This is a genomic window from Bradyrhizobium rifense (genome assembly GCF_008123425.1).
Lineage (GTDB): Bacteria > Pseudomonadota > Alphaproteobacteria > Rhizobiales > Xanthobacteraceae > Bradyrhizobium > Bradyrhizobium rifense.
In genome coordinates this window covers 1-20,256 of record NZ_VSSS01000008.1, presented here as the reverse complement: position 1 = coordinate 20,256, position 20,256 = coordinate 1, and the positions used below count along the sequence as shown (strand labels likewise).

The 20,256-nt window shown below is 59.1% G+C and carries 18 protein-coding genes and 1 pseudogene; 14 read left to right on the top strand and 5 right to left on the bottom strand.

Annotated features, from left to right (window positions below):
- Nucleotides 1-27 precede the first annotated feature (27 nt).
- Nucleotides 28-585, top strand: coding sequence for an NADPH-dependent FMN reductase (locus tag FXB40_RS03180; RefSeq protein WP_148770768.1), 558 nt, complete (start codon nt 28-30; stop codon nt 583-585).
- Between the two features lie 813 nt (nt 586-1,398).
- A pseudogene (locus FXB40_RS03175) lies at nt 1,399-1,731 on the top strand (MarC family protein); the annotation flags it as partial.
- A gap of 74 nt (nt 1,732-1,805) precedes the next feature.
- On the opposite strand, the gene FXB40_RS03170 reads toward FXB40_RS03175, so the two are convergent.
- The 4 genes from FXB40_RS03170 to FXB40_RS03155 form a co-directional block, all read right to left on the bottom strand.
- The gene (locus FXB40_RS03170; RefSeq protein WP_148770767.1) at nt 1,806-2,654 is read right to left on the bottom strand and encodes an SDH family Clp fold serine proteinase; all 849 of its coding nucleotides are present in this window, start codon (nt 2,652-2,654) and stop codon (nt 1,806-1,808) included.
- A gap of 22 nt (nt 2,655-2,676) precedes the next feature.
- Nucleotides 2,677-3,363 (bottom strand): rhomboid family intramembrane serine protease, encoded by a 687-nt coding sequence (locus FXB40_RS03165; protein ID WP_246207322.1) that lies wholly within the window; start codon nt 3,361-3,363, stop codon nt 2,677-2,679.
- 206 nt (nt 3,364-3,569) lie between these two features.
- Complete coding sequence (locus FXB40_RS03160; protein ID WP_027563654.1) at nt 3,570-5,264, bottom strand: thiamine pyrophosphate-dependent enzyme; 1,695 nt, start codon at nt 5,262-5,264, stop codon at nt 3,570-3,572.
- 82 nt (nt 5,265-5,346) lie between these two features.
- The gene (locus FXB40_RS03155; protein WP_148770765.1) at nt 5,347-5,592 is read right to left on the bottom strand and encodes a hypothetical protein; all 246 of its coding nucleotides are present in this window, start codon (nt 5,590-5,592) and stop codon (nt 5,347-5,349) included.
- 34 nt (nt 5,593-5,626) lie between these two features.
- Here FXB40_RS03155 and FXB40_RS03150 point away from each other — a divergent pair, with 34 nt between their 5' ends.
- The 4 genes from FXB40_RS03150 to FXB40_RS03135 all read left to right on the top strand — a co-directional run bounded on the left by FXB40_RS03150 (nt 5,627) and on the right by FXB40_RS03135 (nt 11,177).
- Nucleotides 5,627-5,845, top strand: a complete 219-nt coding sequence (locus FXB40_RS03150) for a hypothetical protein (RefSeq protein ID WP_148770764.1) — start codon at nt 5,627-5,629, stop codon at nt 5,843-5,845.
- Nucleotides 5,845-7,848 carry an erythromycin esterase family protein gene (locus FXB40_RS03145; protein ID WP_246207320.1) on the top strand — a complete coding sequence of 668 codons (2,004 nt, stop codon included), beginning with the start codon at nt 5,845-5,847 and terminating at the stop codon, nt 7,846-7,848. The genes FXB40_RS03150 and FXB40_RS03145 overlap by 1 nt, the downstream gene beginning before the upstream one ends.
- Nucleotides 7,849-7,883: 35 nt before the next feature.
- Nucleotides 7,884-8,561 (top strand): dienelactone hydrolase family protein, encoded by a 678-nt coding sequence (locus FXB40_RS03140; RefSeq protein ID WP_148770762.1) that lies wholly within the window; start codon nt 7,884-7,886, stop codon nt 8,559-8,561.
- 255 nt (nt 8,562-8,816) lie between these two features.
- Entirely contained in the window at nt 8,817-11,177 is a 2,361-nt protein-coding gene (locus tag FXB40_RS03135) for an efflux RND transporter permease subunit (protein WP_148770761.1), read from the top strand.
- Nucleotides 11,178-11,924: 747 nt separating this feature from the next.
- Here the strand turns inward: FXB40_RS03135 and hpnN are convergent.
- The gene (gene hpnN / locus FXB40_RS03130; RefSeq protein WP_148770760.1) at nt 11,925-14,549 is read right to left on the bottom strand and encodes a hopanoid transporter HpnN; all 2,625 of its coding nucleotides are present in this window, start codon (nt 14,547-14,549) and stop codon (nt 11,925-11,927) included.
- 602 nt (nt 14,550-15,151) lie between these two features.
- Here hpnN and fdh3B point away from each other — a divergent pair.
- The 8 genes from fdh3B to FXB40_RS50650 all read left to right on the top strand — a co-directional run bounded on the left by fdh3B (nt 15,152) and on the right by FXB40_RS50650 (nt 20,253).
- The gene (fdh3B, locus tag FXB40_RS03125) at nt 15,152-15,754 is read left to right on the top strand and encodes a formate dehydrogenase FDH3 subunit beta (RefSeq protein ID WP_148770759.1); all 603 of its coding nucleotides are present in this window, start codon (nt 15,152-15,154) and stop codon (nt 15,752-15,754) included.
- Nucleotides 15,755-15,811: 57 nt separating this feature from the next.
- On the top strand, nt 15,812-16,780 hold the full coding sequence (locus tag FXB40_RS03120) for a formate dehydrogenase subunit gamma (protein ID WP_148770758.1): 969 nt from the start codon (nt 15,812-15,814) through the stop codon (nt 16,778-16,780).
- A gap of 104 nt (nt 16,781-16,884) precedes the next feature.
- Nucleotides 16,885-17,391, top strand: a complete 507-nt coding sequence (locus tag FXB40_RS03115) for a DUF3305 domain-containing protein (RefSeq protein ID WP_148770757.1) — start codon at nt 16,885-16,887, stop codon at nt 17,389-17,391.
- Nucleotides 17,392-17,446: 55 nt separating this feature from the next.
- Nucleotides 17,447-17,572 (top strand): hypothetical protein, encoded by a 126-nt coding sequence (locus FXB40_RS49815; protein WP_283812869.1) that lies wholly within the window; start codon nt 17,447-17,449, stop codon nt 17,570-17,572.
- 426 nt (nt 17,573-17,998) lie between these two features.
- Complete coding sequence (gene ligD, locus FXB40_RS03110; RefSeq protein ID WP_148770756.1) at nt 17,999-19,003, top strand: non-homologous end-joining DNA ligase; 1,005 nt, start codon at nt 17,999-18,001, stop codon at nt 19,001-19,003.
- A 64-nt stretch (nt 19,004-19,067) separates the two neighbouring features.
- On the top strand, nt 19,068-19,682 hold the full coding sequence (locus FXB40_RS03105; protein WP_187436632.1) for a DNA polymerase ligase N-terminal domain-containing protein: 615 nt from the start codon (nt 19,068-19,070) through the stop codon (nt 19,680-19,682).
- 222 nt (nt 19,683-19,904) lie between these two features.
- On the top strand, nt 19,905-20,084 hold the full coding sequence (locus tag FXB40_RS03100; RefSeq protein WP_148770754.1) for a hypothetical protein: 180 nt from the start codon (nt 19,905-19,907) through the stop codon (nt 20,082-20,084).
- A complete protein-coding gene (locus FXB40_RS50650) occupies nt 20,071-20,253 on the top strand; it encodes a TerC family protein (RefSeq protein ID WP_488226137.1) in 183 nt (60 codons plus the stop codon). The genes FXB40_RS03100 and FXB40_RS50650 overlap by 14 nt, the downstream gene beginning before the upstream one ends.
- Nucleotides 20,254-20,256 lie beyond the last annotated feature (3 nt).

Here is a 20,256-nt window from a genome sequence, read left to right as displayed (position 1 = left end):
GTCTCATGCAAGCAAAAGGGGTAGTCAATGGTACTCAACGTGGTGACGATCAGTGGCAGCCTGCGCAAGGGCTCGTACAATACCGCGCTGATGAGGGCGCTGCCTAAGCTTGCGCCTTCGAATCTTCATCTTTCCGAGGCGCCGCCGTACGGCGGCATGCCCCTGTACAATGCGGACGTTCAGGCCGTCGGCTTTCCAGGTGAAGTGACGACCTTCGCTGAAGCCATCAGGAAAGCCGATGGCATAATCATCGTCTCGCCCGAATACAACTGGACTATTCCCGGAGGCCTGAAGAACGCGCTGGATTGGGTGTCACGCCTGGAAAACCAGCCCTTCAGGGAGAAGCCAGTCGCCATTCAGTCCGCCACCGGCGGTCCCCTGGGCGGCGCGCGAATGCAGTATCATCTGCGAATGGCGCTTACCTATCTCAGCGCCTTCGTGTTTGGGACACCGGAAGTATTCGTCGGACTAGCCCAGACCAAATTTGATCCGCATACGCTGGAACTGAAGGACGGCCCGACCAGGAAGGTGGTTGCCGATCAGCTCACGGCCTTCGCGAAATTCGTTGCTCGCTTCAAAGGGTGAGCGCTTCAACACTGTTTCTTCCTTGGCGGCACATTTCCACCATTGGTCCAGGATCGCGGCCGCTGATTGTCGTCAGGCGAATCGACACACCCGTGCCAGTATCTGCCGACCTCGAACTCTGGCAGCTTGATCGAAAGCCCGGCCAACTGCATTTCACAAGCTGGCGACCCAGCATTGAGACAACGAGCCTATAATCTATATTTGCGCATGCCTCGTCGCGCCCGCATTGACTGTCGTCGAGATCGTATCGGCCGCGTCAGCCAGTCATCACTGGCCAGTTATTCGACCAGCTGCGATGGACCGGTCGTAAGTTGATTGCTACGTAAAAATACGACGTAGCGCATCCTGCGTGCGGCCGATATTGCATAAGTACGTAGGCTGCGCGGTTCAGTCATACGTGTGCTCGCAGCACACATAAAAAGAAGGGCGGCTCGCGCCGGCGAAACCAATGTTCCTGGCTCCATCTGATACACTCGAAGAGTTTGCTACAATCAAGAGACCCGCATGCCCGAAGTGTGGACGCGCTATGGCCGCGGGCAGGGCCGCGCCAGGCGCGCTCGGTTATCAAGTACTCACCTTTGCTTGCTTGACGTGCGGCCAGTCCACGACACTTTCAATCCCCATCGATCCGCTCAGGAGTGATGCGGTAGGTTGGCTTAGAAGCGAGCTCAGGCCGCCGAAATAGTCAGATTTGTCTTGCACGCAACGGCAGAAGGAGATCATGGCTAGGGTACAGCCGCTCAACGGCGAAGAACCCGAGAAGTTCGACGACGTTATTCAGCGCGAACCGCTGGTCCGCGCGGCGTGCTCGGCGCCCCGGCCGAGCATGTTTCGGATATCGCCGTCTTTCCGTTGGCTATTCCGCTGATGGCCGGACCGGGCGCAATTGCCACCACGCTATTGTTGTCCCGCGCCGCAGGCACGACATCGAGACTGGTTGTCGTCATTTTGCTCGTGTGCCTGACCTGCGTGATTTGCTTCGCTCTGGCCGTGCCGATCGTGAAACACTGGGCAACACTGGGCAACATTGGAAATGCCGTGCTTTCCCGGCTGCTCGAGATATTGCTCGCGGCTTTCTCGGTTCAGTTCGTATTGGATGGGGGCGCATCCGCATGCAAGCGCTTGAATAGTCGGTGGGCGCGTTGACGAGACGACCCATTAATGAGCGCGTCGGCATGCCATGCTAGTTTGGCAGCGATCTGAGGCGGACCCGCTGTACGTCAGTCCACCTCCACAGAATCCCCTCCGTCCGGCAGACTTCGCCGCACCGGCAGATATTCCACGCCGCCGCTGTTTTGCATGCGGACGGGTTGCGGATACAGTTTCAGGAGCTCGAAAACGCTGTCAGGCAAGTCAGTGTTCACGGGGAGGCCCAGCCGCTTCGCGGTCGACGCCCAGATCGGATAGTCATGCGTCCAGGCACCGGATGCGAGCTGTTCCGCCAGCTTGGCGGCTTGTTCGGCGGGCAGCCGCCGCTCCAGCAGCTCGCTTGCCGACTGTTTGACCTGCGCAATTGCCTTGCGACCGACGTCGGCCATTATCAGCGTTTGATCTTCAATCTTGGCGAGCGGCTTCTCCTCGACAACCTTGATCAGCGAGACTGCCGGCGACTGTCCGAGCTGCGGATCGATCGGACCGAGCACGGCATGGCTGCTCATCACGATCTCGTCGGCAGCCAGCGCGATCAGCGTGCCGCCGGACATGGCGTAGTGCGGCACGAAGACCGTGACTTTCGCCTTGTGCTCGCGGATCGCCCTGGCGATCTGCAGCGCTGCCAACACGAGCCCTCCCGGCGTGTGCAGCACGAGGTCGAGGGGCACATTTTCGTCTGTCATCTGAATGGCGCGCAGAACCTCCTCCGAATCGTTGATGTCGATGTAGCGGGCGATCGGGAAACCCAGTAGCCGCATGGTTTCCTGCCGGTGTACCAGCAGGATCACCCGCGATTTTCGCCGGGCCTCCAATTGCGAGATCTTGCGCACGCGCATCGCCTCGAGCATGCGCTGGCGCAACAGCGGCTGGATGGCCGAGAACATGAAGAAGATCCAGAAGAGATCACCGATCGACATGGAAGCCTCCACGAATAGTACCTCACATCCGCCCTTCAGGATCGAAGCCGAGCACGCCTTCGTCCCGATAGTAGGCCCGGTAACGCCGTTCGGACTGGACGATGAGGGGGACAAGTGCGAAGCCTGCCACAAACCCGCCGATATGGGCCCACCACGCGACGTCCGCGCGCGTGGGCGTTACCGCCAGGTCCAGCATTCCCTGCAAGACCTGCATGAGGAACCAGAACCCGACATAGAAGAAGGCATAGACTTCGAAGAACAGCGGGATGAATAGGATCGGGACCACCACGACCACCCGGGCGAGGGGAAACAGGCGCATGTAGCTCCCGAGGACGCCGGCGATCGCTCCCGAGGCGCCCAATGCCGGTACGATCGAGACCGGGTTGAAGAAGATATGCGCGACAGAAGCGACAACGCCGCAGGTAAGATAGAATGCCAAATAGCGGCTATGGCCCAGTCGATCTTCGATCGTCGGACCGAACAGCCATAGCGTCCACATGTTCAGGATGAGGTGCAGCCACCCGCCGTGCAGGAACATCATGGTGAAGAGCGGCAGGACGTCGTCGATGACCGGGTTGATCTCATCGGACGCAAGAATCTCGGAATAACGCGCAGGGACAAGCGCGAATTGATACAGCAGCTGCTCAAGCTCGTAGGGGCTCAGGCTGATCTCGAACAGGAACGCGATACAGTTGGTGGCGATCAGCACCCACGTGATCACCGGCGGGTAACGGGTCGGGACAGTATTCCTAATCGGGAACATCTGCGCCTCTTCGCAACCATTCCGCGATGCCCGGTAGACACTGCGCCCAGATTCCTGGACGGACCATGATGATCGTCAATTTTCGGGCGGGAGGGCGAAGTGTAGCCGCCGGCTGCGGTTGGTTCCGGTGCGCCCAGGCCGACCTGTGCTCGCTATCCCCCGGTTACGGCGAGAACGGCTTCCTTGATCTTGGCCAGCCCGAAATGCCCGATCATCTCCAAATCGACGTGCGGTAAATTGGGCATTTCATTTGAAATGACGGTTGCGTCAACAATTGCCGGGCCATCGATCGAGAAAGCTTCGACTACCGCTGCCATCAATTCCCACGGGCGTTTGGCCATGTATCCGTGGCCACCGCACGCACGGGCTAATGCTGCGAAATCCGGGTTTGGAAAGTCGATGGCTTCGCGAAATGGCACCAGTCCGACGCTTTCGGCCTCCAGCGTGATCAGTCCGAGCGACGAATTGTTGTAGATGATGACCTTAACCGGCAGGTTGTGATGCACTGCTGTCAGAAATTCGCCCATCAGCATATTGAACCCGCCATCGCCGGTCAGCGCGATCACCTGGCGGGAGCGATTCAACGCCTGTATGCCATTGGCTTGGCCGAGGGCCGTTCCCACCGCCGCATTGTTGAAGGATCCGATGATCCGCTGCGTCCCGGTCTGACGGATCCAATTGGCGGACCATAGCGTATTTAGGCCGGTATCCAGGACGAATATCGCGTCGGAACGGGCGAGATCGCTAACCGCCCGGGCTACCGCCTGTGGATGGATCTGATGGTCGCTCCGCTTGATATCCGCTTGCTTGTTGAGCATGGCGTCCCATTTCCTGCGCTCGTCGGTGACCTCGTCCCAGAATTCGGTATCGGTCTTCTGGGCAACCCGGCCGAGTAATTGTTTCAGCGTCGGCCGGACCGATCCGGCAATGCCGAGCGCGGTCAGAACGCGCCGACCTAGCACCTGTGGTCGATCATCGATCTGAATCACCGTGCTCTTGGTGGGAAGGAAGTTGGAATAGGGATAATCAGTGCCGATCATCAGCAGCAGGTCACAACGCATCACGGCATTGTAGACGGCCCGCGTCCCGATCATGCCGAGACCGCCCATCCAGCGGGGATCGTCGTAGGGCAGGAGGTCTTTGCCCTTGACTGTATGGATCAGCGGAGCCTTGAGCCGATCCGAGAGAGAGCACAACAAGTCAACCGAGCCGCGGCAGCCGGCGCCGCACATCATCACTATCTTGTCCGCCTGTTCAATCCGCCGGGCTAGTTCGGCGATGCTTGCCTCGCTGGCGGTGACTTCGGACCGCGGCATCAAGGTTGAAATGCTGGGAACGCTGCCTTGCGCTTTCGCTGCGATCACGTCCTGCGGAAGCGTCAGATGTGCGACGCCCGGGCCGGCATAAGCGGCTGCTATCGCCTGATGGATGACCGCCGGTGCCTGCGCTGCGGTCGAGATGGTTTCGGTGTAGAGCGACACGTCACGAAACAAGAGATCCGGTTCGGTGGTCTGGATGTAATCGGTGCCATGTAGCCTGCGCGGCATGTCGCCAGACAAGGCCAGCACTGGCGCATGATCGCGGGCGGCTTCATAAAGACCAGCGACCAGATGATTACTGCCAGGTCCAGTGGTTCCGGCACACACTGCGAGCGTGCCCGTGATCTTGGCCTGGCCGGCGGCGGCCTGCGCCGCGCCTTCCTCGTGGCGGACGCCGACCCACTCGATCTTGCTGCGTCGGACCACATCGGCAAGCGGATTGAGCGAGTCGCCGATCAGTCCGAAGATGTGCCGAACGCCGATCTGTTCGAGGGCACTTACCAGAATGTCGGCAACTGTCTGTGACATGTTCCGCTCCCAACTCTCGACACCGGAGTTCGTTCAATGCAGCAGGCTGGCGCCCGCGCCCGGCCATAGACCTTGACTGGCGTCAACCCGTCAACGACGCGACGAAGTTGTGATAATTGCTGGCCCAGCTCCCTTGTTCCAACAGCGCTTGATCGACGGCGGCCTGCAGCCGCGCTTCGCTTTCGGCAGCCCCTGTTCGGCCCGCTTCTTCCGATCGACATTTTGCAGGATTGAAACGCCACCGACGATCTCGCCGGTCTCGTTGCGAGAACAGGTTTCCGGAGTTGACGACCATCAAGGTGGCCGAAATCGGTTTAACGTTACTCACGTCCAGTTCAGGAGTCGCTCGTGGAAGAGGACTCGTGAATGCGCGTGAGAAACTGAGCCTTCCAGCCGTTCGCGAGGTATTGGTGACGGGTTCGGTGGACGTGCACGAGGAGAACTGGCCTGAACTGCGAACGGTCGCCATTGCACCGCTGCTGGCCTCTGCCTTGGAGCGACTGGCGGCCGACCGCCCGCGCGGCGAGCTTCATTCGAAAAGCCAGCGCCGAACGGCTGCGCAGGCAAGGGAGGAGATATGATGCCAGGACTGTTTCTCGATCGTCGAGATGCGGGCAGACGCCTCGCCGAGAAAATTGCAGGCTACTCCAATCGCCCGGACGTGCTCGTGCTGGCGCTGCCGCGCGGCGGCGTGCCCGTCGCCTATGAGGTAGCCCGCGCGCTCAACGCTCCTCTGGACGTCTTTGTGGTTCGCAAGCTCGGCGTCCCCGGCTATGAGGAGCTGGCGATGGGCGCGGTCGCGACAGGTGGCGTGCGCGTGCTCAACAACGAGATCGTCGAAGGCCTCGGCATTCCCGCGTCTATGATCGATGCCGTTGCGGCGCGCGAACGGCAGGAGCTGGCACGGCGCGAGCGCCTCTACCGTGACGGCCGTCCGCAGCCCGACGTGCGCGGCCGCACGGTGATCCTGGTTGACGACGGGTTGGCGACGGGTGCCACCATGCATGCCGCGATCGAAGCGTTACGGCAGCAGGGGCCTAAGCGCATTGTCGTTGCGGTCCCGACGGCATCGCCCGATACCTGCGAGGAAATGAAGAGAAGGGCCGACGAAGTCATTTGCGCAATCACGCCGCAGCCATTCCAGGCGGTGGGTCGTTGGTATCAGGAGTTTTCACAGACGACAGACGATGAGGTGCGCGAGCTGTTGGCGAGCCAAAGAAAGTCCGACGCTGAAGCCGCACTTTCTCCCGCAGCAGATGATGTGCTCGTCAATGCCTTGCGCGAGACTGCGTATCCGCTGGTCGGATCCGTGCGCGACTATGATCCGCTGATCGGGCGGATCGGTGAGGCGCGCTTTGCTCTGCTCGGTGAAGCGTCTCACGGTACCCACGAGTTCTACCGCGAGCGGGCCGAAATCACGAAGCGGCTCATCAGAGAAAGGAAATTCACGGCGGTCGCAGTGGAGGCAGATTGGCCTGACGCTTATCGTCTCAATCGCTATGTGCGCGGCGCTGGCGAAGACGTCGATGCGGTAGACGCGCTCGCCGATTTTCGTCGTTTCCCGACCTGGATGTGGCGTAACGCGGTGGTGGTCGAGTTCATTGAGTGGCTTCGGGCACACAATGATGGGCTTCCGCCGGGTGTCGAAAAGGTCGGTTTCTACGGGCTCGATCTCTACAGCCTGCACGCATCGATGAAAGCGGTGCTCCGCTATCTGGAGAGGGTCGATCCCGGGGCGGCGATCCAGGCGCGCGAACGTTACGCCTGCTTCGATCATGTCGGCGAGGATACCCAAGCCTACGGCTTGATGACGCGCCTGAACCTTTCCAAATCGTGCGAGGAGGAGGTTGTCAACCAGTTGCTCGAGTTGCAGCGCCGGACGGCCGACCGTATGCGCCGTGGCGGCGCCGTGGATGATGATCTCTTCTATGCCGAACAGAATGCTCGCCTGGTGAAGAACGCCGAGACTTATTACCGCTCGGTGTTCCTCGAGGCGGTGTCATCATGGAATTTGCGCGACCGACATATGGCTGAAACGCTCGACGCCCTGGTCAGCTACCTTGATCGAAAAGCCGGGCGCGCCAAAATTGCCGTCTGGGAGCACAATTCGCATCTCGGCGACGCTCGCGCGACGGAAATGGGCCGGCGCGGCGAATTGAATGTCGGCCAGCTCACACGCGATAAATATGCCGACGACGCGGTTCTGATCGGCTTTACTACGGATCGTGGCACGGTAACGGCCGCTTCCGATTGGGGCAGTTCGGCCGAGCGCAAGCGCGTCCGGCCGGCGCTCGCCGGCAGCTACGAGGCGCTGTTCCATGCTACAGGGCGCGATCGATTCCTGCTGATCATAGACGACAGCGATGTGGTGATGCGGCAACTGGGCGTGCCTCGGCTCGAGCGCGCGATCGGTGTGATCTACCGTCCCGAAACCGAGCGGCAGAGTCACTATTTCCAAGCGCGGCTACCGGACCAATTTGATGCGGTGGTACATTTCGATGAGACAGTTGCTCTCAAGCCGCTCGACACCAGCGAGACGTGGGAAGCCGGAGAACTTCCGGAAACATTCCCGTTCGCGGTATGAGCGTCGGGCCATCGCAAGCGAAAAGGAAGCATGCCATGAACAGTCCCGCAGCTCACATGATTGAGGGACAATTGGTCAGCGTCCCTGCTGGCTCCGTGACGCTCAACGGCAATCTGACCATCCCGGAGGACGCAGGTGCGGTGGTGCTTTTCGCCCATGGGAGCGGCAGCGGCCGCCACAGCCCCCGCAACCGGTATGTGGCCCGTGTGCTCAACGAGGCGAAACTGGCAACCCTGCTGATCGACCTGTTAACAGTGCACGAGGAAGTGGTCGATGCGCGCACGGCGCACTTGCGCTTCGACATCGATCTGCTCGCCGAGAGGCTCGTCGATATAACCGACTGGCTTATCCAGTTCCCCGATACCAAGAACTTCACAATAGGCTATTTCGGCGCCAGCACCGGGGCCGCAGCCGCGCTGGCGGCCGCAGCGATCCGCCCCGATCCAGTAGGCGCAGTTGTTTCGCGCGGCGGCCGTCCGGACCTGGCCGATGCGGCCTTGACGCGCGTTCGGGCTCCAACGTTATTGATTGTCGGAGAAGACGACAAGAAAGTGCTTGAGCTAAACCGAGCCGCTCTCGCGCAGCTGCGTTGCGAAAAGCGATTGGCGATTGTAAGGGCAGCAGGGCATTTGTTCGAAGAGCCCGGAGCACTGGATGAAGTAGCGCGCTTGGCGTGCGATTGGTTCAAGCGCTATCTCATCGTGGCCGCGTAAGCCACTGGGACCGGGTGGGCCGGCCCGACGTGCTCCGTCGCAGGAAGTGTGATAACGCTGACGACCATCAAGCCGAAGCTCCGAACGCGCGGGCAGGGACGATGAACTGAAAATCGAGATCGATCGCTTGGGAGCATGGATTTGATGCCCGTCATGGTCGCGGCGCAGGCACGCTCGTAGACTTGAGAGCGTAACTGAAAGCTCGCGGCAAAGTCCGGCTGGCCGCGTGGATGCTCATCTCGCAGGGCACCGAACATGGATACGTTGCGATATACAGAGCCAGAGCCCAACTCGCGTCCAATCAGCGCCTCGCGAAGCATCGCATACGGTCTGGAGCGCATCGGTCTGGTCTCGCTACGTTTTCCATGGCTCGTTGGGCTTGCCACCGTCGTGCTGTTGATAGCGGGAGCATTCGGGATAGCGCGCATCAAGGTCGATGACTCCCTTAGCCAGCTGTTCCGGTCCGAGACACCCGAGTTCAGGACGTTCGAAGAAGTGACGCGGCGCTTCCCGTCGAACGAATTCGACGTCCTCATCGTGGTGGAGGGCAAAGATCTGCTGGTGCGCGATTCGGTCGAAAAGCTGCGCGATCTAGTCACCGACCTGCAACTGATCGAAGGCACAAGAGGCATTATCTCATTGTTTTCAGCGCGCGAGCCGCCAAAGGGCACCGACTTGCCCGCGCCGCTGTTTCCGGATCAGCTTCCTGCCGGCGCCGAATATGACCGGCTGGTCCAGCGCGTCCTGAACAACGAGATCATTCGCGGTAAATTGCTGTCCGAAGATGGACAATTGACGCTCATTGTGCTCGCACTGGACCCGGATGTCGTTGCGAGCAGCCGTTTGCGCGACGTCATCGGCGAAGTACAGAAAACAATCGATAATGACCTGGCCGGCAGCAGACTTACCGCTCGCCTGTCCGGAGTACCGGTCATGCAGCTCGAGATCCGCAATGCCGTGGAGCGCGATCGGCTGCTCTACAATGCATTCGGCTTCGCGGCCGGAGCTTTGATCGCCATCCTGTTCTTCCGCCGGTTGTCATTCATGTTCATCGGCGCCGGCCCACCGTTGATCGCCATCGTACTGGCTCTCGGCGCTCTTGGCTGGCTTGATTTTCGCCTTAACATGTTTCTCAACGTCATGACGCCGCTGATCATGGTGATCAGTTTTTCGGACAGCATGCAATTGACGTTCGCAGCCCGCGACCGGCTGCTGCAGGGCGAGGGGAGGCTCGAGGCATTTCGCAACGCCATGCTTGTGGTCGGGCCGGCATGCGTACTGACGCATGTGACCGCTGGTCTTTCGTTTATTGCGCTGCAATTTTCAGAATCCGATCTGATCCGGACGTTCGGCGAGGCCGGCCTGGTCGCAACTCTGATTGCCATGTTCGCGGTTCTGATGTTGGTGCCGCTTCTCGGTGTTCTGCTGGTCCGGAACGAAGCGATGTTTGTTGCGGAAGTCAGGGGCGCGGACTCCGCTTTAGACGTGTTGCGGCGTTTCTGTTTCTGGGTTGCTGCCCGGATGGTGAGCCGGCCGGGGCTGTACAGCCTGCTCGGCGTCCTGGTTGTCGGCGGCCTTGGGCTAGTCTACGCCAATCTTCAACCTCGCTATCGATTGGCCGATCAGGTGCCTGACAGGGAGCAGGCCGTTGCCGCGAGCCATCGTCTCGATGCCAAGCTCAATGGTGCCAATCCGATCGATATTCTGATCAAGGTTCCCGACGGCAAATCACTTTATGATCCGGAAACGCTTGCCGTGATAGCGGAGGTGCATGCGACCCTCGACAAGCAGCCTGGCATCGCCAATGTATGGTCGCTGGAGACACTGCGGCGCTGGCTTGCGGAGAAGTTGGGCAAGTCCGACGTGGCGACGCTGAAGCAGTATGTCGATATCCTGCCCGAATATCTGACGCGTCGCTTCATTTCTGCGGAACAGGACGCCGTTCTGGTTTCCGGCCGCGTTCCGGACGTCGATTCCAGTCAGCTTCTGCCCGTCATCGAAGGCCTCGACAAAGCGCTGGATGCTGTCCGCACAAAGCATCCGAGCTACAAAATAGCCGTGACGGGCCTGTCGGCTATTGCCGCCCGTAATAGCGCCCTCATGATCAACAAGTTGAACAGAGGTCTGACGCTTGAGTTCCTGTTTGTCGCCGCCTTCATCGGTCTCGCGTTCCGCTCGTTCGTCGTCATGCTGGCGAGCATCCTGCCCGGGATATTCCCGATCGTGCTCTCTGGATTGGTGTTATGGATTCTGGGAGAAGGCCTGCAGTTCGCGAGCGTCGTGGCGCTGACGGTATCTTTTGGATTGGGCCTGAGCGCTACCATTCACTTTTTGAATCGGCTGCGGCACGAGGAACGACCGGATGAGGATCCGGCCGTTGCCGTTGAGCGGGCAACCGTCCTGGTTGGTCCGCCTTTAATTCTGACGTCCATCGTGCTTGCGTGTGGCCTGATTGTAACCGTCTTCTCGGGTCTGCCGTCGCTCCGCCTGTTCGGTTGGTTGAGCGCGTTCGCCATGCTCGCGGCGTTGGCCGCAGACCTCTTGATCCTGCGGCCGACGGTGACGTTTTTGGGCAGACTTGCACAGCGGGTGGGCGGCAAGCCGTTCTACCGATAGTGAGAAGCTCGAGTTCTCCTCACCTTGTTCTGGCGAGCGCGACCGCGACAGAGACTTCAGTGATATCGTGACCCGGCGACCCAATCACCACGGATTGCCGGTCACCTCGCGTATTCAGGGTCAAACGGGCTGAAAATCCGGCACCGTCAATTCTAGCCTGGAACTCGCCACCACTCATGCGGCCGGAAACACTACCGGAGGCGTTGCGGTTGGTTTCGCTTCAGGTTCCATGCAGTGCCCCGCCTTTCTGAAACAATGTTGCTATCACATCGAATCGGTAGCTGTCGCTTGCGCAGCGCAAGCATTGCTGCAGTCGTGTATCGCTTTCGGTGACGCCATAGGTCGCCCGGCAGCGTAGGCGTTCACGTTGGCCACTAGCCAGTTTGATGAAGCCGCCGCCCGAACTCCCGCTCAAGCCTGAGAAGGGGCTTTGTAGGGCATCACTTGGTACCGAGGAATGCAGGAGGGCGGCCACGAATATGGCCAGTGTCGTTGTCCTGGTTAACATATCATCATCAATTCAGGATGGATAATTCCATGATGGGGATCGCCAATGGAATTCTCCTTGACGGCCGTCAGAACTCCATTGACCAGAGTGCCGGGCCCATCGTCACATTTCTCCCGCCGCGCCGGCGAACTTCAGAATGGGATTCGAACCGCAAAAGGACTTCGGCGTCTATTTCGCGCATGTCCTTCCGAGCGCGTCGTCGTCGGCTTTGCGTCGAAGTCTTGTGGTGGCACTGACGCCTATTCCGCGGCTTGGCGCCAATTTGCGTCCTGATCAGAATATACCTTCACTTGCCGCGGCGGCCCCATCAGAACCGGCTGGAAGAACACAGCGGCCCACATCGTGCACACCAGCGACAAGGCCATCAGCTTGCCCATGCTCGACATGCCGGGATAGCTCGACGCCCACATGCTCCCGAACGCAATCGCAGTGGTCAAGGCGCTGAATAGTACCGCCCTGGTTAGCGTCGATTGTAGCAGGCCGGTTCTTCCGGCGCGCCACGCCATAACGTAATAGATCTTAAATGCGACGCCGACGCCGAGCAGCAGCGGAAGTGCGATGACATTCGCGAAATTGAGCGAGACGCCAATCAGCACGCAAGCCTCAAGCGTAAGGACGCCGGCGAGGAGGAGGGGGATGAGTGTCAGCAGCATATCAGTGAAGCGGCGCAGCGCTATAAGAAGCAGAATGGCGATCGCAGCGATTGCCAGAACACCTGCTTCGACAAAAGCTGACATGATTGTCCTCGCGGCTTCATAGAGGCTGATCGCCCCCCCCGTCGCCGACGGTTCAACACGAAGTACTGCGATCGCGAAATTGCGCAGCACGTTGGTATCGTTCGGATCGCCGCTTGGCAGCGCCTGAACGCGGGCTCTGCCGTCGGACGATACCCAATTGCGCAGGAGATCTGGCGGCATCGTCTTGATAGTGACCACTTCCGGGACAAGAGACTTGCGTAGAAGGTCGAGATCGTAAATCAGCGGTTGCACCATCGCGGCGTCAGCCTTGGCCCGGATGCCGGCATCTGAGCTCGCTAGGCGCCTCAGCAAATCCGAAACATGCCGTGCGGCCTCGGCGCCGGAGTCGTTTCCGTTTCCTGCGGCCAGGCCAAGAACGTCGGCTGCCTTCTGAATGGCAGCAATATTCTCCCGATCGCTCGGGCCAGGCCGCCGCATCGGAGGATTGAGGGCTGGGCCAAGCTGTTTCGAGGCGGCCTTCAACGAGGCAATCTTCTCGTCTTGATCGGCTGGGATCAGACTGCTCAGCGTCAATGTTCGTGAGACTTCGGAAAGTGCAGCCAGACGTTTGGCCGTTTCATCCGCCCTTTCGAGTGACGGCGCCAATATCTGAGCATCGTTGCCGCTGGCTTCCGGCTCGTTCTGTAATTCACGATAGGTCACCACGGAGGGAGAATTCGGATTTTGCAGATCGACTGGATTGAAGTTGAACTCCAAATGGAACAACAGCGGTATACCGGAGAGAAGGACGAGAAACGTGCCAACGATTACCGCAATGCGATGCCGTTGAAGGAAATTGTCGAGCGGTGCGAGGCTTCGAAAGCCAACCGGCGCGGGCTCGCCTGGAGGTTTGAGCAGCGCCAGGCTCGCCGGTACCAATGTGATGCTGCAGGCGAATGCGACCAGCATGCCGCAACCGGCGATCAGGCCCAACTCCGACAGGCCGCGATAGCTGGTCGGCAGAAATGCGAAAAATCCGATGGCGGTGGCCGCGGTAGCCATTGAGAGCTGATCGCCCGCCTTGCGGGCAGCCGATCGCAGAGCGTCGTACAAGTCAGGGTGCTCGTGCCGTTCGGCGCGGTAGCGCACGCTGAACTGGATGGCGAAATCTACTCCGAGGCCGACAAACAGCACGAACAATGCGATCGAGAGCAAATTGAAAGAGGTGACCAGAACGAGGCCGAGAGCGGCCGTCGCCGCAAGCCCGGCTATCAGGCTGAAGAAGACCGCAGCAATGATTTTCCAGGAACGAAGAGCCAGCCAGAGAATGATCAGAACGCCGAACACCGCCGTCAGCGTGTCGCGCACAGCGCTGTATCTGATGACCGAGAATTGATCATCATTCATCGGCACCTCACCGGTTAGATCAACCGTCGCGCCGAATTTGTTTTGCAGGTCCAGATCGAAGGTTGCTTGCCGTATCCCGTCTTCCGCCTTGTGACCAGGCTGAAGCGCGGCAAAATCGAGCGTGGGTTGAACTGCAATAAGGTGCCGCAGCCGCCTTGCCGGCGGCGGCTGATTCTCCAACAGTTCCTGCCAGGAAAATGTGGCCGGCTTCCCGGACAGAACCTGGCTGAGTGTTCGATCTGCCAATGACAGAGGCCACGCAAGCCGATCCAGCGTGATTTGGCCTGCCCGGATGCCCTCGGCCGCAAACGAGAGCGCCGTCATAACGCCGCGCAGACTCGGATCGCTTGCGAGCGCCGCAATGAGCGGCTCGACTCTCGTCAATCCCTCCGCGGTCCTTTTGACATCGGCCGGAGACTCGAACAATAATCCATTGCGTTCGAAAAAATCCCCGCTGTCGAGTAATTCCACAGTGGGAAACAGATCAGGGTTTTCCGAGAGGGCCTGCGCCAGCGCGCTAGTCGCTCGCGCGGCGTTTTCGGGCGCCGTCGCTTTCACGACAACCAGAATGCCTTTCCTCGGAAAAGCCTTGGACAATTCCAGCTCGCGCTGACGCCATGGCAGATCCTGAGAAATCAAACCCTCTGTGTCAGTATTGATCGAGAAGCGGGCGGCATCAAAGGCCGCGGCTCCAAGCATCAGCAGCGCGCCGGCAATAACGATCGTCCATCGATTGCGAGCGCAGAAATCGACAATTCGCACGATCACTGAATGAATCATAGCCGGGCACCAGCTCTCGATTGCTACGCCAGGATCAAGATGAACCTAGAACCGATCAAGGATCGCAATTTGCGAGCGTTCGCATCGACGTACCGCAGTCGAGTTCTTAGCATCATGGTATTGCCTGACGGAAATGTCGTTGACAAACGTCAAAATGTCCATCGATGCAGGACGTGCCTTGCTGATCCTAATCGTCGGCCCTGCGATCTAGGTCGCCGCCGCATTCTATGGAACGGCCGTCGTCGTCGGGATCTGTTTGATCTTTCGTAATTGACGTCCGTCATTTTCAGACCCGTTGCCAAGGCGCTAAGTCCAGTTGGAAAGCGAAACCCAGTCAGCTTTAGCGCTCTAATTTTTTGGATGGGTGCTTATGTTGTGACGAAGGTGGTCCAGCGCGACCTGCTTCGCTTTGCGATTGGCGGTGCGGAAGCTGCGCCGGTTGCCCCTTGGTACGGGAGCCGGCGACCGCCAGCGCTACTGAATATCCCAGTAGCCGGCGAGAGCATGAACACGTACGACCTGCGGCTACGATCTAGCGACTGTCATGCAGGAGCCGATGGCGACCCATCGCCAGATCCTGGCGGTATGAAAGGATGAAAGCGATGGTGCGCATGAAATTCCTTTGCGACGCGGATCGATGCATTGACTGCAACGCCTGCGTGACCGCATGCAAGAATGAGAACGAGGTGCCTTGGGGGATCAACCGCCGGCGGGTCGTCACCATCAACGATGGCAAGCCCGGCGAGCGCTCGGAATCGATGGCCTGCATGCACTGCACCGATGCGCCCTGCGCGGCCGTCTGTCCGGTCAGCTGCATCTATCCGACCGAAGACGGCGTCGTGCTTCATTCGAAGGATCTCTGCATCGGCTGCGGCTACTGCTTCTATGCGTGCCCATTCGGCGCGCCGCAATATCCGCAGGTCGGCAATTTCGGCTCGCGCGGCAAGATGGATAAATGCACCTACTGCGCCGGCGGCGGCGGACCCGAAGCGCCGGGCAGTGCCGAGGAATTCGCAAAATACGGATCGAACCGGTTCGGCGAGGGCAAGTTACCGATGTGCGCCGAGATGTGCTCGACCAAGTCGTTGCTGGCCGGTGACGGCGAAGTCATTGCTCAGATCTACAAGGAACGAGTATTCAAGCGCGGTTACGGTTCTGGCGCATGGGGTTGGATGACTGCTTATGGCGAGGCAGTTCGAGTTTGAACCGCAACGCGGAGTGGGCAGTGAAGTGTTAGGTGGAAATGCAGAGAGGTTGTCGTCATGGCGTTTCCAGTGCGTGTTCGCCTTCTTGTCGTCGCAGTCGCCCTCCTTTCGATTGCCGCGGCGGTTCCGACCCAAGCGCAAAAACGCGGCCCCGATGGCGCCCCTAACCCAACAGCCAGCGTCATCGATGAGCAGACGCTTCTGAAGCAGTCCCCCCGTGTCGAAGGTCGGGTAGATATTCCCGACCCCAGGGCCGGTGTTTTGATCGAACCAGCTGGACGAACGTGGCAGTATGTCCATGAGGTGCTACTGCATCGGGCCAGCGCGGTCATAATCCTCGGTACCATCGCGATCCTTGGATTGGCGTACTTGAGTGTGGGACAGATCCGGATTGCCGAGGGGCGCTCGGGAAAGAAAATCCTCCGCTTCAAGGCGTTTGAGAGATTTGCGCATTGGCTGACGGCGGTGTCGTTCGTCGTTCTTGCCTTGACCGGCCTTAACCTCACCTTCGGCAAAGTTTTGCTGTTGCCGGTGATCGGCCCGGACGCCTTCACGCTCGTCTCGCAGGCGGCAAAGTACGTGCACGACTTTACAGGCTTCTCGTTTGCGATCGGTCTCGTCCTCCTTGTCATGATCTTCTTCAGGGACAACCTTTTCCAAAAAATTGACCTCGACTGGATCAAGCAGGGAGGGGGTTTCATCAAGAACAAACATGCCCCAGCCGGACGCTTTAACTTTGGCGAGAAGCTTGTCTATTGGTTTTCGATGGCGGGCGGCGCTGCGGTCTCCGTATCGGGGTTCTTGATGCTGTTCCCGTTTTTTGGTTTTGGCATCGCCGGGATGCAACTCGCGCAGATCGTTCATACTGTGGTGGCCGTTCTGTTCATCGCCCTGATCTTGGCCCACATCTATATCGGTACGATCGGAATGGAGGGTGCATTCGAGGCCATGGGTACCGGCGAGGTCGATCTCAACTGGGCTAAAGAACACCACGATCATTGGATCGCTCAACAACTCGCAAAATGAAGTCCGGTTGAGATCGCCTTCGGCGACTACGGCGGAATGAGCGTCGGCGGGACGGCGCTCACTCTGCATGAGAAATTGCCGGCGCTCCGAAGGGAGGCGTTTCATTGAGATCAACAGCTCTTGCGGTGATTCCGGTTGGCGTCTTGGTTGAACGGCGCAAGGCGAAAAGCGTCTGGGCCGACTTTCTGTGGGGACCGGTTTCGGTGCTTGCCGGAACACCAACGGCCGCTCCTTGGACACCTGTTGACACGCGAGAGGACATGACCTTGTTTTTTTTAGGTCAAGCCGTGATCGAACTGCACCGAACCGAGACTGCCAACTATCAAGACAACCTAGCGTCGGGAACACCGGCGTTATGGACAGCCTTGCGTCCAGTTGCGTCGGGGCCAGGGCCGTATGAAATCCTCGCCGTAACGGCCGATCCAGCCGAGGGAGAAGGGTTCACCAACGCGGATACCAACCATGTGGAAGCCATACCAATGCCGCCCGACGTCGTGAAAATTGTCGCCCAGTTCATCGCCGAGCATCATGTCGATCGTCCTTTCGTCAAGCGCCAACGTGATCAGAAGACGTCCCCGCATCGGAAAGTAGGAAGAGAGCGCGAGCAATAGCGGAACGGGTGAGTGTCATCTTGCGTTCGATGTAACCGGAATTAGGAGAAATAAAATGCGCGCGTTCGTCGTCGCATGCTTTGTCGCCGGCATTGTTGCTGCGGCTGCGGCTGCTGTTCTGGACAATTTTGTGCAGGAATCATCTGCGGTAGCACTGACGGAGCCGGGCGTGAGAATTTAGCGCGGGTTCTTGGCCCCTTGGAGGCCCCCCAGTGCGCATGATCCTGAGTGCGTGCAAGGAGAAGTCCCATTTTAACCGAGTTGAAACTGAAACTCGCCGCGCCGCGGAGAAGTTGGAAAAGGTGACGCGCGTACTCCTGGCGATGCTCACCGCAAAATCGGAGGCCAGGTCGAGGCTAGTCAGTACGTACTACAACACGCCTACGCTTGCGCTCCACCGCAATCTTGTTGATCAGCATCGGCGATGCAACAAATCAGGATGTTGCGATCACCGTGCGGGAAGAGTCGTGCCAGGTTGGCAGGAGCGGCTTCTTGCTGAACGCCAAAATCAGAAAACGTGTTCGTCGCTTTAGACGATTGGGAGCCCTTCCGGTGAGGTAACACGATGGTGTCTAGCGACTTCTTGCGAGGTCAAGGCGAGAGCCCCATGTTCGGCCGCGATCTGCTCGACCGACTACCCACTGACGCCAGGGCCCGGCTTCAAAGGCGCGCGCAGCCAAAATGGGTTGCGCCCATGTTGGCGACGCTCACGAATGAAGTCTTCTCGCGACAGGCATGGATATTTGAGCCGAAATGGGATGGGGAGCGCTGCCTCGCCTTTCGCCGCGGTCGCGATCTGGCTCTCTTTTCGCGGAATCGAATTCGACTGAATGCAAAATATCCCGAAGTGATCCAGGCAATGCATCAGCAGGAAGCCACTTGCTTTATTGTGGATGGCGAGATTGTCGCGCTCGACGGCCTGATCACCAGCTTCGCAAAGCTGCAAGCTCGCATGCAGGTGGAGCGTCCGCCGACTGAACTGGTTCGCAAGGTGCCGGTATGGTTCTATCTGTTCGACCTGCTCTACCTGGACCGTTACGACATCCGGCGGGTTCCGCTCCGGTACCGAAAGCAGGTACTTCGCCAGGCCTTTGACTTCCAAGACGCCTTGCGGTTCACAGAACATCGCACGACTGAAGGCGAGGATTACTACCGACAGGCGTGTCGGACGGGAGGGGAAGGTATCATCGCAAAGAACGCGGACAGTGTGTACGTGTCCAGGCGAACGCGCGATTGGCTCAAATTCAAGTGCAAGCGAGAACAGGAGTTTGTCATTGGCGGTTACACCGATCCACGAGGGAGCCGCAGCGGGTTCGGAGCGTTGTTGCTGGGTTACTATCGCGGTGGAAAGCTCGTGTATGCCGGGAAGGTAGGGACGGGGTTCGCCGACGATCTGCTGCGGCGTCTTGGCAAAAAGCTCGCTCGGCTGGAGACGCCGATTTCCCCCTTTGCCGAGGATGGGTTGCCGCGGCGCGGCGTGCATTGGGTGAAGCCGAAGCTCGTCGCGCAGATCGGATTCACCGAGTGGACGGTAGGAGGTAAGTTAAGACACCCTCGATTTCTCGGCCTGCGGGATGACAGGCGGCCGGTGGATGTCGTGCGTGAGGGCTGATGTGCGATGAGGCGAAATCGCCAATACCGCCGGCGGAACTCTATATCGGTCTAAAGGACAACAGGTGTCGCTCGCAGCATATCGCAGCAAAAGAGCCTTTACGGAAACACCCGAACCGGTCGGGCGAGGGCGGCAACGCGGTCGCACGCGTGCCTTTGTGGTTCAAAAACACGCTGCCAGCCGGCTTCACTATGATTTCCGGCTCGCCGTAAATGGGGTTTTGGCATCCTGGGCAGTGCCAAAAGGCCCTTCAATGAACCCTGCGGACAAGCGCTTGGCCGTAAGGACGGAGGACCATCCGCTCGAATATGCGAAGTTCGAAGGCGTGATCCCGCCCGGCCAATACGGAGCAGGGATCGTGATGGTCTGGGACTTGGGAAAATATGAGCCCCTGGAAAATCAGCCGCCAGAGGAGCAACTGGCTCGCGGCAAAGTTCAAATTGTGCTGCAGGGAGAAAAACTGCGCGGCGGTTTCACATTGATTCAAACCAAAAATCGATCCATGAATTCTGGCCGAAGAGACTATTGGTTGCTCGTCAAAAGTCGCGACGAGTACGCTGATCCGTCGTGGGACATCGATAGCGCTCGTTTCGATCGCTCTGTTCTTACCGGCCGTAGTTTGAAGGAAATCAAGGAGGGCAAGCCAGCAAAGCCTCGACTTGGCCGGCACCGTGTCTGAATGCAGCCGCGCCTGCCGATCGGAGGAGCGGCACTGCCGCGTGGTCAATTCGTTAGCATGGCAGGACTGGCAGTCTCATCCTTCACAGAGTTCCTGCGCGACTTGGCCTCTGTCAATGCTGAGCGCACGGGGCCCCGTAGGATTGGTCCGGTAAGTGCAGTAAGTGCAAAATGGAGGCGCAGCACCAGCACTTAAGAATCTTCGGAATCGGGAGGGTTACTGATGTGGCTGTGGGTGGCATTCATTGTTTTCGTATTCTTCTTGGTGGCATTGGATCTCGGTGTACTTCATCGCGAGGCTCGCACGATAGCCTTCAAGGAGGCGCTGATATTGAGCGCGGGATGGATCACCGTCGCTCTCGCTTTCAATGTCGTGATCTTTTTTCTATATCAGAATCATTAGGGTCGGGCTCGATCTTGCCGGGAGTGAACCGGACGGGCGAACGGCCGCGGTTCTATTCTTTACAGGATTCCTGATCGAAAAATCGCTCGGCCTGGACAATCTCTTTTTCATCGCCCTGATTTTCTCGTACTTCCGCATTCCGATCGCGTCTCATGACCTGCTCCCCTGAAAC

What these genes read in the sequence shown, in the direction of transcription:
- FXB40_RS03180 (WP_148770768.1), top strand. Translation starts at nt 28, where the DNA reads ATGGTACTCAACGTGGTGACGATCAGTGGCAGCCTGCGCAAGGGCTCG.
- FXB40_RS03170 (WP_148770767.1), bottom strand. Translation starts at nt 2,654, where the DNA reads ATGTCGATCGGTGATCTCTTCTGGATCTTCTTCATGTTCTCGGCCATC.
- FXB40_RS03160 (WP_027563654.1), bottom strand. Translation starts at nt 5,264, where the DNA reads ATGTCACAGACAGTTGCCGACATTCTGGTAAGTGCCCTCGAACAGATC.
- FXB40_RS03145 (WP_246207320.1), top strand. Translation starts at nt 5,845, where the DNA reads ATGCCAGGACTGTTTCTCGATCGTCGAGATGCGGGCAGACGCCTCGCC.
- FXB40_RS03140 (WP_148770762.1), top strand. Translation starts at nt 7,884, where the DNA reads ATGAACAGTCCCGCAGCTCACATGATTGAGGGACAATTGGTCAGCGTC.
- FXB40_RS03135 (WP_148770761.1), top strand. Translation starts at nt 8,817, where the DNA reads ATGGATACGTTGCGATATACAGAGCCAGAGCCCAACTCGCGTCCAATC.
- hpnN (WP_148770760.1), bottom strand. Translation starts at nt 14,549, where the DNA reads ATGATTCATTCAGTGATCGTGCGAATTGTCGATTTCTGCGCTCGCAAT.
- fdh3B (WP_148770759.1), top strand. Translation starts at nt 15,152, where the DNA reads ATGGTGCGCATGAAATTCCTTTGCGACGCGGATCGATGCATTGACTGC.
- FXB40_RS03120 (WP_148770758.1), top strand. Translation starts at nt 15,812, where the DNA reads ATGGCGTTTCCAGTGCGTGTTCGCCTTCTTGTCGTCGCAGTCGCCCTC.
- FXB40_RS49815 (WP_283812869.1), top strand. Translation starts at nt 17,447, where the DNA reads ATGCGCGCGTTCGTCGTCGCATGCTTTGTCGCCGGCATTGTTGCTGCG.
- ligD (WP_148770756.1), top strand. Translation starts at nt 17,999, where the DNA reads ATGTTCGGCCGCGATCTGCTCGACCGACTACCCACTGACGCCAGGGCC.
- FXB40_RS03100 (WP_148770754.1), top strand. Translation starts at nt 19,905, where the DNA reads ATGTGGCTGTGGGTGGCATTCATTGTTTTCGTATTCTTCTTGGTGGCA.